This window comes from Serratia sp. CoH_122_TC_1 (genome assembly GCF_058191755.1).
Genome location: NZ_JBXWLA010000010.1, coordinates 197,403 through 208,671, shown reverse-complemented (window position 1 = coordinate 208,671; position 11,269 = coordinate 197,403). Strand labels below are relative to the sequence as shown.

At 52.6% G+C, this 11,269-nt stretch carries 14 protein-coding genes; 8 read left to right on the top strand and 6 right to left on the bottom strand.

Annotated features, from left to right (window positions below; all coding sequences use genetic code 11):
• Positions 1-263: 263 nt before the first annotated feature.
• The gene (gene gmhB / locus AC2FC2_RS15045; protein WP_209639939.1) at positions 264-827 is read right to left on the bottom strand and encodes a D-glycero-beta-D-manno-heptose 1,7-bisphosphate 7-phosphatase; all 564 of its coding nucleotides are present in this window, start codon (positions 825-827) and stop codon (positions 264-266) included.
• A gap of 187 nt (positions 828-1,014) precedes the next feature.
• On the opposite strand from gmhB, the gene metN reads away from it, so the two are divergent.
• From metN to proS, 6 genes are all read left to right on the top strand, one after another.
• The gene (metN, locus tag AC2FC2_RS15040) at positions 1,015-2,046 is read left to right on the top strand and encodes a methionine ABC transporter ATP-binding protein MetN (protein WP_209639936.1); all 1,032 of its coding nucleotides are present in this window, start codon (positions 1,015-1,017) and stop codon (positions 2,044-2,046) included.
• On the top strand, positions 2,039-2,692 hold the full coding sequence (locus AC2FC2_RS15035; protein ID WP_012146460.1) for a methionine ABC transporter permease MetI: 654 nt from the start codon (positions 2,039-2,041) through the stop codon (positions 2,690-2,692). The genes metN and AC2FC2_RS15035 overlap by 8 nt, the downstream gene beginning before the upstream one ends.
• 174 nt (positions 2,693-2,866) lie before the next feature.
• Positions 2,867-3,682 carry a MetQ/NlpA family lipoprotein gene (locus AC2FC2_RS15030; RefSeq protein WP_037426426.1) on the top strand — a complete coding sequence of 272 codons (816 nt, stop codon included), beginning with the start codon at positions 2,867-2,869 and terminating at the stop codon, positions 3,680-3,682.
• Between the two features lie 266 nt (positions 3,683-3,948).
• Positions 3,949-4,353 (top strand): Rcs stress response system protein RcsF, encoded by a 405-nt coding sequence (rcsF, locus tag AC2FC2_RS15025; RefSeq protein WP_209639933.1) that lies wholly within the window; start codon positions 3,949-3,951, stop codon positions 4,351-4,353.
• A complete protein-coding gene (gene tsaA / locus AC2FC2_RS15020; protein ID WP_209639930.1) occupies positions 4,350-5,057 on the top strand; it encodes a tRNA (N6-threonylcarbamoyladenosine(37)-N6)-methyltransferase TrmO in 708 nt (235 codons plus the stop codon). Before rcsF ends, tsaA begins: the two co-directional genes overlap by 4 nt.
• A gap of 111 nt (positions 5,058-5,168) precedes the next feature.
• On the top strand, positions 5,169-6,887 hold the full coding sequence (proS, locus tag AC2FC2_RS15015) for a proline--tRNA ligase (RefSeq protein ID WP_265556454.1): 1,719 nt from the start codon (positions 5,169-5,171) through the stop codon (positions 6,885-6,887).
• Positions 6,888-6,939: 52 nt separating this feature from the next.
• On the opposite strand, the gene nlpE is transcribed toward proS, so the two are convergent.
• The 3 genes from nlpE to AC2FC2_RS15000 all read right to left on the bottom strand — a co-directional run bounded on the left by nlpE (position 6,940) and on the right by AC2FC2_RS15000 (position 8,742).
• Positions 6,940-7,623 carry an envelope stress response activation lipoprotein NlpE gene (nlpE, locus tag AC2FC2_RS15010; RefSeq protein WP_037426436.1) on the bottom strand — a complete coding sequence of 228 codons (684 nt, stop codon included), beginning with the start codon at positions 7,621-7,623 and terminating at the stop codon, positions 6,940-6,942.
• Positions 7,624-7,776: 153 nt separating this feature from the next.
• The gene (arfB, locus tag AC2FC2_RS15005) at positions 7,777-8,190 is read right to left on the bottom strand and encodes an alternative ribosome rescue aminoacyl-tRNA hydrolase ArfB (protein WP_037426459.1); all 414 of its coding nucleotides are present in this window, start codon (positions 8,188-8,190) and stop codon (positions 7,777-7,779) included.
• 3 nt (positions 8,191-8,193) lie between these two features.
• Positions 8,194-8,742 (bottom strand): YaeQ family protein, encoded by a 549-nt coding sequence (locus AC2FC2_RS15000; RefSeq protein ID WP_209639924.1) that lies wholly within the window; start codon positions 8,740-8,742, stop codon positions 8,194-8,196.
• 213 nt (positions 8,743-8,955) lie between these two features.
• Between AC2FC2_RS15000 and AC2FC2_RS14995 the strand changes: the two genes are divergently transcribed.
• Entirely contained in the window at positions 8,956-9,156 is a 201-nt protein-coding gene (locus AC2FC2_RS14995; protein WP_490659463.1) for a YaeP family protein, read from the top strand.
• Positions 9,149-9,406 (top strand): Rho-binding antiterminator, encoded by a 258-nt coding sequence (gene rof / locus AC2FC2_RS14990; RefSeq protein ID WP_004952197.1) that lies wholly within the window; start codon positions 9,149-9,151, stop codon positions 9,404-9,406. Before AC2FC2_RS14995 ends, rof begins: the two co-directional genes overlap by 8 nt.
• A gap of 63 nt (positions 9,407-9,469) precedes the next feature.
• Here the strand turns inward: rof and AC2FC2_RS14985 are convergent, their stop codons facing one another.
• On the bottom strand, positions 9,470-9,787 hold the full coding sequence (locus tag AC2FC2_RS14985; protein ID WP_209639922.1) for a c-type cytochrome: 318 nt from the start codon (positions 9,785-9,787) through the stop codon (positions 9,470-9,472).
• A gap of 139 nt (positions 9,788-9,926) precedes the next feature.
• Positions 9,927-11,237, bottom strand: a complete 1,311-nt coding sequence (gene tilS, locus AC2FC2_RS14980) for a tRNA lysidine(34) synthetase TilS (protein WP_490659462.1) — start codon at positions 11,235-11,237, stop codon at positions 9,927-9,929.
• Positions 11,238-11,269: the final 32 nt, after the last annotated feature.

The following is an 11,269-nucleotide window of genomic DNA, read 5'->3' as shown; positions in this document are numbered from 1 at the left end:
CCCACACAGATTGTCTGATAAATTGTTAAAGAGCAGTGAGTTAGCCGCCGTAGCTTGCTATCTCGAGGTGGCGTATAATACGCTTTCCTCTTTCAGAGTCAACCCCTAAATTTCAGGATTTTTTCTCTTCGAACCCCGGAGACTCTGTGAAGTTGTTCACATGTTCCGTGTCGATGGAGGCGCATTATAGGGAGCCGGCTCAGAATGACAAGGATTAATATTCACTTTTTATCTGACCGCTCACTATTCATGCATAACGTCTACTAAACCCGCTTTTTAATGGCTTCCGGCAGGTCTGCCAGGCTGTTTAACACCCAATCTGCCAGTTTCTCGCCTTCTTCAGTGACTGGCTTGCCGGTACGCACCAGTACTTTTGTGCCAACACCCGCCGCCATTGCCGCCTGCATATCTTCCAGTTTGTCGCCAACCATATAAGAAGCAGCCATATCAATGTTCAATTCCTGCTGCGCCTGCAACAACATGCCAGGTTGAGGCTTGCGGCAATCGCACACTTGGCGGAACTCTTCTATTACTGCTTCTGGATGATGTGGACAGAAATAGATGCCATCCAGATCAACATCACGATCGGCTAACGACCAGTCCATCCATTCAGTCAGGTACATAAACTGGTCTTCGCTGAACTTACCGCGTGCGATGCCAGACTGGTTAGTCACCAATACCAAAGCAAAGCCCATCTTTTTAAGTTCGCGACAGGCGTCAATAACGCCATCAATAAAGTGGAAATTATCGATTTCATGGACGTAGCCATGGTCGACATTAATCGTGCCATCACGATCGAGGAAAATTGCTGGAACGCTTTGTGTCACCGGTTTGCTCCTGAGGGCCTGAAAACGTGCACAGTATCGCATGTTTTACCCAATGCTGAGAACGGAAGAGAACAGCGTTGATCGTTGACTTAGACGTCTAGACGCCTTAACATCTGAGTCATACCTTGGTCCACGCCAAGGTTTACTTTTATCTAGCCACGGGCAACCACGCTAAAATAAGAAGAATATGATTAAACTTTCTAACATCACCAAAGTGTTCCAGCAGGGTTCGCGCACGATTAACGCGCTCTCTGACGTGACGCTTCACGTCCCTGCCGGGCAAATTTATGGCGTTATCGGTGCATCAGGCGCCGGTAAAAGTACCTTGATCCGCTGCGCCAATATGCTTGAGCGCCCAACCTCAGGCCAGGTGCTGGTCGACGGACAGGATCTGACGTCGCTGTCTGAAAGCGAACTGACGCGCGCACGCCGTCAGATTGGCATGATTTTCCAACACTTTAACCTGCTGTCTTCCCGTACCGTGTTCGGCAACGTTGCTTTGCCGCTCGAGCTGGATAACACCCCGCGCGCTGAAATCAAAAAACGCGTGACCGAACTGTTGGAACTGGTCGGTTTATCAGATAAGCATGATGCCTATCCGGCTAACCTGTCAGGCGGCCAGAAGCAACGCGTGGCAATTGCCCGTGCATTGGCAAGCCAACCTAAAGTTCTGTTGTGTGATGAAGCCACCAGCGCCCTGGACCCGGCCACCACACGTTCAATTCTGGAACTGTTGAAAGACATTAACCGTCGTCTTGGTCTGACTATTTTGCTGATCACCCATGAAATGGACGTGGTAAAACGCATCTGTGATCAGGTTGCGGTTATCAGCCAGGGCCAACTCATTGAAAAAGACAGTGTCAGCGAAGTGTTCTCGCACCCGAAAACCCCGCTGGCCCAGCAGTTCATTCAATCCACGCTGCACCTGGATATCCCGGATGACTATGCCAAGCGCCTGGCGCCTGAACGCAGTGGTGGCCGTCAGCCACTATTACGTCTGGAATTCACCGGCCAGTCAGTTGATGCGCCGCTGCTGTCAGAAGCTGCCCGCCGTTTCAACGTGAATAACAACATCATCAGTGCGCAGATGGACTATGCCGGTGGCGTCAAATTTGGCGTGATGCTCGCTGAGCTCCACGGCAGTGATGAAGACGCATTGGCAACGATTAAGTTCCTGCAGGAAAATCAGGTAAAAGTAGAGGTTCTGGGTTATGTCTGAGGCAATGATGTGGTTAATGGCTCGTGGCGTGTGGGAAACCGTCATGATGACCTTTGTCTCCGGCTTTTTCGGTTTCGTACTCGGCCTGCCGGTTGGCGTGCTGCTGTATGTGACTCGTCCGGGGCAAATCGCCGCCAACAATACGCTATATAGAACACTGTCTGGGTTAGTGAACGTTTTCCGTTCCATCCCCTTCATTATTCTGTTGGTGTGGATGATTCCATTTACTCGTTTGATCGTCGGTACGTCGATTGGCCTGCAAGCGGCCATCGTGCCACTGACCGTAGGCGCTGCCCCCTTTATTGCCCGTATGGTAGAGAACGCGCTGTTGGAAATCCCCTCTGGCTTGGTGGAAGCGGCCCGTGCGATGGGCGCAACCCCGATGCAAATCATTAAAAAGGTGTTGTTGCCAGAAGCCCTGCCGGGTTTAGTTAACGCCGCCACCATTACCTTGATCACTCTGGTGGGTTATTCCGCCATGGGCGGCGCTGTTGGCGCAGGTGGGCTGGGGCAGATTGGTTATCAGTACGGTTATATCGGTTATAACGCCACAGTAATGAATACCGTATTAGTATTACTGGTGGTGCTGGTTTATCTGATTCAGTTCTTCGGTGACCGGATCGTCAAGGCCGTCACCCATAAGTAGTTTTTACAGCAACTGCGCTGATATCTACCCGATAGATTTCAGAACCTGGCCAGTCGGCAAGTAAGCGAGTCCCCATGAACAGTAATTGGGGTGAGCGTACACAGCCAACAACGCTGGGCTTTGAAAGATAAAGGGTAAAGCGTATTTCAAATGCGAGTCTAATGAGGAAGGGATATGTCGTTAAAATTTAAATCCATCGCAGCAATCGGCGCACTGATCGGTACTCTGGCTCTGGTAGGCTGTGGTCAAGAAGAAAAAGATCCGAACCATATTAAAGTCGGCGTCATTGTCGGTGCTGAACAGCAGGTCGCCGAAATCGCGCAAAAAGTGGCGAAAGAGAAATACGGTCTGGACGTCGAGCTGGTAACGTTCAATGACTACGTGCTGCCAAACGAAGCGCTGAGCAAAGGTGACATCGATCTGAACGCCTTCCAGCACAAACCTTATCTGGACCAGCAAATCAAGGATCGCGGCTACAAACTGGTCGCAGTCGGCAATACCTTCGTTTATCCGATTGCCGGTTACTCCAAGAAAATCAAATCTCTGGACGAACTGAAAGACGGTTCTCAGGTTGCCTTGCCTAATGACCCAACGAACCTGGGCCGTTCCCTGCTGCTGCTGCAGAAGGTTAACCTGATCAAACTGAAAGACGGTGTTGGCCTGCTGCCGACCGTGCTGGACGTAACTGAGAACCCGAAAAACCTGAAGCTGGTCGAGCTGGAAGCACCACAGTTGCCACGTTCACTCGATGATCAGCAAATCGCACTGGCGGTAATCAATACCACTTACGCCAGCCAGATTGGCCTGACCCCAGCGAAAGACGGCCTGTTCGTTGAAGGCAAAGACTCGCCGTATGTGAACCTGCTGGTTGCCCGCGAAGATAACAAAGACGCGGAAAACGTGAAGAAATTCGTTCAGGCTTACCAATCTGACGAAGTGAACGAAGCGGCCAACAAGATCTTTAACGGTGGTGCAGTTAAAGGTTGGTAATTATTCATTACCGATTTTATTCCTATAATTGCAAGACGGGCTTCGGCCCGTCTGACACTGTTAATCAAATCCTTTGCGACTGATGCAGTCATTTAGTACTAATAAAAACAAAGGATTATATTTTCTACATTACCCCAAACATCCGAAAACCACGTTTTTCGGGTGTTTGTCAGAAATCTAGACGGGCTCCGGCCCGTCTTGTTATTTCCACGATAGATTGCTTCAATAGCGCCACTTCTATATTCCATCAAGGCAGAGGAATCTCAATGCGTGCTTTACCTCTCTGTTTGTTAGCGCTTGCGCTAGCAGGGTGTTCGTCGCAGCGTTTCGCGCCCCCCTCAACAAACAGCACCAGCAAACCGGTAGCAACAACGCCAACAAAAACGACCTCAGCGGCACGTCCTGCGCCGGTTAAACTGTATAAAAGTGCAGAAGAGTTAGTCGGTAAGCCATTCCGCGATCTGGGTGAAGTTTCCGGCGAGTCTTGCCAAACGACGGTGCAGGATTCTCCACCTAATCTGGCGACAGCCCGTAAACGCATGCAAATCCGCGCTTCTTATATGAAAGCAAATGCCGTGCTATTGCACGACTGCCAGATTGTCAGTGGCGTTGCCGGCTGTTACCAACAGGCCATTTGCCAAGGCTCAGCGCTTAACGTTTCGTCCAAATGACCGAGTTTGTTTTCAATCAGATCGGAACCATCCGTTCACCGTATAAAGAAAAATTCGCCGTACCCCGTCAGCCGGGGTTGGTGGAAGATGGTGGCGGTGAGTTAGTGCTGCTGCCGCCCTATAATCAGGCGGAAGCAGTACGCGGCCTCAGTGAGTTCAGCCATCTTTGGGTGATGTTTATTTTCCATCAAACCATGGAAGGCGGCTGGCGGCCAACCGTCCGCCCACCCCGCCTCGGCGGTAATGCCCGAATGGGGGTATTCGCGACCCGTTCGACTTTCCGTCCGAACCCGCTCGGTATGTCGCTGATTGAATTAAAAAATGTGCGTACTCAGGGCAGCGACGTCGTGCTTGAGTTGGGCAGCCTCGATCTGGTTGATGGTACGCCAGTGGTGGATATCAAACCCTACCTGCCCTTTGCCGAAAGCCAGCCACAGGCGCGTGCCGGATTTGCTCAGTCAGCGCCAGCCGGTGATATGCCCGTGTTTTTTGCCCCTGAAGCGGAACAGCAGCTACAGCAACATCAAACACGCTACCCGCAGTTACGGCGCTTTATCACTCAGGTTCTGGCTCAAGATCCACGTCCAGCCTACCGTAAGGGGCAAGAAGTGGAACGGGATTACGCGGTCTGGTTACTGGATTTCAACGTACGCTGGCGGGTCGTGGATCAACAAACCGAGGTGCTGTCTCTCGACCTGCGTTAAAAATCCATCGTCTCTCTTTTGACAACCCGCTTGCACTGGTAAACTAAACCACTTTTGGCCGCCACTGTGGCTACCCAATGCAATTTGCAGTTCTAACGGAACCAAAACACCATGCGTACTAGCCAATATCTGCTCTCCACCCTGAAGGAGACACCTGCCGATGCCGAAGTGATCAGCCACCAGCTGATGCTGCGCGCCGGGATGATTCGCAAACTGGCCTCGGGTCTTTATACCTGGTTGCCAACCGGTCTGCGCGTTCTGAAAAAGGTTGAAAACATCGTTCGCGAAGAAATGAACAATGCTAACGCGATCGAAGTATGTATGCCGGTGGTACAGCCTGCCGACTTGTGGCAGGAAAGTGGCCGTTGGGAACAGTACGGTCCTGAACTGTTGCGTTTTGTCGATCGCGGCGAGCGCCCGTTCGTACTGGGTCCAACGCACGAAGAAGTGATCACCGATCTGATCCGTAACGAGATCAGCTCTTACAAACAGCTGCCGCTGAACTTCTTCCAGATTCAGACCAAGTTCCGTGATGAAGTGCGCCCACGTTTTGGTGTGATGCGCTCTCGCGAATTCCTGATGAAGGACGCGTATTCGTTCCACACCACGCAGGAATCGCTGCAAGCGACCTACGATGCGATGTACGAAGCCTACAGCAAAATCTTCAGCCGCATGGGCCTGGACTTCCGTCCGGTACATGCCGATACCGGTTCTATTGGCGGTAGCGCATCACACGAGTTCCAGGTGCTGGCTGACAGCGGCGAAGACGACATCGTGTTTTCCACCGGGTCCGACTTTGCCGCCAACATTGAACTGGCCGAAGCCGTTGCCCCTGCGGAGCCGCGTGCTGCTGCCAGTGAAGAACTGCGCATTGTGGATACGCCAAACGCCAAAACTATTGCCGAGCTGGTAGAGCAATTCAATTTGCCGGTTGAGAAAACCGTCAAAACGCTGCTGGTGCGTGCTAAAGAAGAAAGCGGCCACAAGTTGGTTGCCCTGCTGGTTCGCGGCGATCATGAACTGAACGAAATTAAAGCCGAAAAACTGCCGCAGGTTGCTGCTCCGTTGGTCTTCGCCACCGAAGAAGAAATCCGCGCCATCATCGGCGCTGGCCCTGGTTCTCTTGGCCCAGTTAATCTGCAGGTTCCTGTCGTGGCCGATCGCAGCGTAGCGGCAATGAGTGATTTTGGTGCCGGTGCCAACATCGACGGTAAACACTACTTCGGTATCAACTGGGAGCGCGATCTGCCGCTGCCACAGGTTGCCGATATCCGTAACGTTGTGGAAGGCGATGCCAGCCCGGACGGTAAAGGTACGCTGTTGATCAAACGCGGTATCGAAGTGGGCCATATCTTCCAGCTCGGTACCAAATACTCTGAAGCGATGAAAGCCACGGTTCAGGGTGAAGACGGTCGTAACCAAGTGCTGACCATGGGTTGTTACGGCATCGGGGTGACCCGTGTTGTGGCTGCGGCTATCGAGCAGAACCATGACGAACGCGGCATCATCTGGCCAGATGCTATCGCTCCATTCCAGGTGGCGATTCTGCCAATGAACATGCACAAATCTTTCCGCGTGCAAGCACTGGCGGAAGATCTGTACAACACCCTGCGTTCACACGGCATCGACGTGATCCTTGATGACCGTAAAGAGCGTCCAGGCGTGATGTTTGCTGATATGGAACTGATTGGCGTACCGCACTCTATTGTTATCGGCGATCGTAACCTCGACACCGAAGAGATTGAGTACAAAAACCGCCGCGTCGGCGAGAAACGCATGATCAAAACCGGTGAAATCGTTGATTTCCTGTTAGGCCAGATCACGCGCTAATCCGCGACAGCTGAAAACAAAAAACCCGCCGAGGCGGGTTTTTTTATGACGCTTATTTACTGTCGCAATTTTTGCTGCGGTCGAAAGCAATTTTGCCGTCAGGCACCAGCGCTTTCTCCGTTAAGCCATCTTCCATTGAAGGCTGAACGCTGAAGTGACCATTCAGGGTCAGGAACACCGGCTCACCCGGGGTTTTATAGGCTTTGGCATAACCTTGCTCCAGGGCGATAGTATTATCAACCGGGAAAGTCTGGCCTGTGGCGCAGTCTTTAAATACTGCCGCATCTGCCATGTAGGTGTAACTGCCTTTCAGCGACATCGGTGTCTTAGGCAGTGCCTTCTCTACGGGATCGAGACGGTAATTCAGCTGAGACTCAATCACAGCACCGGTTTGATCCAGCATTTCCAGGCTTTTACCAACCGGACGGAAATAGCGTTTATCACCACGGCTGTCAGTCAGCACCAACTTATCCGCTGTACGCGCCCACTTGCCGTAATCAGCAAAGGTTTGATCGCCATCTTTGGTACCGCGGTAAGTTTCCTGCAACACGAAAGTGCCATCTTTATCCAGGAACAACGAGGTATCCAGGCCACCACAATCAGCGCAAGGCAGAATGCCTTGGTAGCTTTGTTGCATCGCCTGAAGTGGTTGTTCTTTCGGCTGGTAGTGGTTATTACATCCCAGTAACGAAAGTGCCCCTGCCGCTAAAAACAAGGCCAGTGTTATTTTCTTCACAGTTATTCTCCTACTGTGTTTATATCCTTTATTCTTGCCGCTGCCTCTAAATTGCCAGTGCTCCCTTATCCGAATCACTTACCACGCAAGCGCATTGGAATTCGTTCACTGGCCGACTCGGTGCAACGCCAATTATATTGGGTGTATGTATCCTTAAGTGCGGATCTTACCGCGCAGCGCTTTAGTTGCGCCTTTACGTACCTTGCCTTCCAGCCGGCGTAATTTTGATCCTTTCGTGGGCTTGGTCGCTTTGCGCGCCTTTTCCACCACCATCGCCTGCTGAATTAGCGCGACCAACCTGGCCAGCGCCGACTCGCGGTTTAATTCCTGGCTGCGATATTCCTGCGCTTTAATAATCACGACGCCATCAGCGGTAATTAAATGATTATTCAGGGCCAGCAATCTTTCCTTGTAATACTCTGGCAGGCTGGATGCCCGGATGTCAAAGCGCAAATGGATAGCCGTTGAGGTTTTGTTCACGTGCTGACCACCCGCACCCTGTGCACGGATCGCCGTTAATTCCAGCTCGTTATCCGGTATGGCTACGTTTCTTGACAGTTCTAACACCAATCACACCTGTGCCTGTTGCCACTCGGCAAACTGGATTTCCAGACTATTCTGAACGTCAGAAAGCCAGATAGTTCCCTCTTGCAGCGTAGCCTGTAGCGTCATATTTCGACTGGCCAGCGCGGCCAATTTGCCCAATTGTTCATCATCCAGAAAACGGATGCTTAGGTTTTTGTGGTTTGCCACCTTACTCTGCATCGACTGCCACCACACATGGCCGGCGCGTTCACCGTAAGCATACAACACGACCCGCGGTGACTGATTGCAGGCTTTCTTGATCCGCTTTTCATCAGGCAATCCCATTTCGATCCACATTTCCAGCCCGTTATGGTCGTTCCGCTGCCAGATTTCCGGCTCATCGTCAGCGCTCAGGCCTTTAGTAAATACCAAACGCTCATCCGCGTGGCAGATCCAAGCCAGCAAACGCAGCATCATGCGCTGTTCAGTTTCGGAAGGATGCTGGGCCAAGGTGAGCGTGGCGTCGTGGTAGAAGTGACGATCCATATCAGCGATATTGACCGTGGCTTTATAAATTGTAGCTTTCAGCGCCATGGGTGACCTCATAATTATAAGGCGACAGTGTACTAGATTTGGCCTAACCGCTGCCAGCGCGGCCGGGAAAAGCACGGCACGAAAGCCATGCGGAGGTGCTAATAACTCCACAATAGCTGTGCTATAGTCGTCTAGGATAGAGTCAAGCTCCGAGAGCCTGCGCCTCATCGCTGTAGGGCTTCGATGACGCAGAGGTTCTTAAGGGAGGAAACTGTGCAACAATACTGTGAGTTAGTACGCCGTTTTTACGCTGAGATCGGCAGTGGTGATCTCGGCTACGTGCCTAATGCGTTAGCATGTGTATTAAAGGCATTGGACGAAGTTGCTGCGAATAACGCGCTACCGTCCTCCGTTAGGGAACAGGCGGCCTTTGCCGCCGCTAACTTATTGGTGAGCGACTATGTTGATGAATGATGAGTACCAATCCATCAATTGCGATGACTATGAAAGCCTGGAACTCGCCTGTCAGCATAACTACATTCTGAAGCTGGAGTTACGCGACGGAGAAAAACTCGAAGGCAAGGCCACCGAGCTGAAGTTTACCAAGGGCGTTGAGTATCTGATTATCGATCAGGCCGGCAATGCTCTCAGCTTGCGTCTGGATCATATCCTCAGTTTCAGTCATCCGGAAATCGGTACCGTGGTCGTCAGCCTGTCTGACTGATTAAACGGTAACGCCATCCCAACAGGGCAGCCCAACGGCTGCCCTCGTCTTTTATGGCTTCTGCTAGGGTTTAAGACTGGCATAGTAGGCCGCCAGATCGGCAATATCATCATCAGACAGCGCTGAAACGTAGGCCTTCATCACTTCTGCCTGCCCCCCATTACGCTCGCCTTTTTTATACGCCTGCAATGCATGCTCCAGATACATGGCGTTTTGCCCGGCCAGGTTCGGGTACATGGGCACGGAGACCTTCCCTTCCGCACCGTGGCACGCCATACAACTGGCAGATTTATCCTTACCCGCCGCCGCATCGCCCGCAGCCATCGCTGGCAGGCTGCACAACCCCAACATCACCGCCACTGCGCTCACAAATTTCATCATTGCTCCTTCGCTATGCCCAAAACCATTGGCGTTGCATCGAGGTGGCAACCAAACGCCCCCTGGACGTACAAATCGTACGTGACTGGAGCAAATACAGGTCGCCAACAAAAAGACAACGTCAGGTAGGTTGGGTCTCTTATTATTTTTTATGCCAGTGCAACCGCAGGGGCTGTTGCCCTTCGGGTATTTGACCGTCCTCGCAGACAAAAACCCCCAGCGCAGCGATAAGTTGATCATCATAATAGACCATCGGGATACGCTCACGCTGCCAGGGAGGAATCCCCAACTCTTGCCACAATTTTTTGATCGGCCGGGAATGCGTTCTACCAAGAATGCGGAGTTTACCTTGGGCAGCAAAACGTATGCTCACTTTTTGTTGTGGCTGTGGCGCCCGCAGGCAAATATCCCCCTCCCCACTGACCAACGTGCCTAATCCGTCCGGCAATGTGAGTGGCTCTGCCAATGACCAATTTAGGCTGAGATCCCGCAGATCGGCCATTAGCGGCAACAGGTATAAACGCCGGCGGAAACGGCGGATCTGATATTGCCGCAGTTGCAGTTGCGGTTCGGCATCGTCGCGGCTGAGTGCGACCTCTTCCCATAGCCGTTGCAGCTGTTCACGTGAGGGCATGGTAACGTCGAATGACGCAATCCAACGGCGTAACACAGCAAAACGCCGGGCTGCTGAACACGCCAGCAAACCCTCAATAGCCAGCGCATTGTCTTCATCCAGCAACGCGTGCAGTTGCTCTGCCAATAACTCGTCCAGCAACTGCTCTTGCTCGGCACACAAGCTGGCGCTACGCGCCGTTGCGGCTGCAAAATGCGGCCAGCGCTGATTCAGCAGCGGCAACACTTGAAGACGCAGGAAATTACGGTCAAAGCGCGGGTTCTGATTGCTGTCGTCGTCAACCCAGGTGAGTTTATGCTGCTGCGCGTAGGCTTCCAACTGTTCGCGTGAAATCCCCAACAACGGGCGCAGCAAACTATGATCCCCCCGCGTTGCCTCTGCAGCCATCGCCGACAGGCCCGCCGGGCCACTGCCACGTTTTAACGCCAGCAGGAAGGTTTCACATTGGTCATCAAGATGCTGTGCGGTAAGCAAGACCTCACCGGCCTCCAGCGTGCTGGCGAAGGCCGCATAGCGCGCGGCTCGGGCGGCGGCTTCAATGCCGCCTTGGCTGCCGTCAACCTGCACGTGCTGAACCACCAGCGGCAATCGCCAGGCAGCGCATAGCTGCTGGCAATGCGCTGCCCACCGATCGGCAAAAGTACTCAGGCCATGATGTACGTGCACCGCACGTAACTGCAATTCCGGCAATTGCTGCCGTAACATAGCCAGCAGGTGCAGCAGCACGGTGGAGTCCAACCCGCCGCTGAATGCCACCAGCAGATGCCGGTTTGCACCCAATTGGCGGGCAAGCTGTGCAGATAATTGATTACTCTTCATTGATTAGGCTTAATGACGTCCAGATAGCTGCA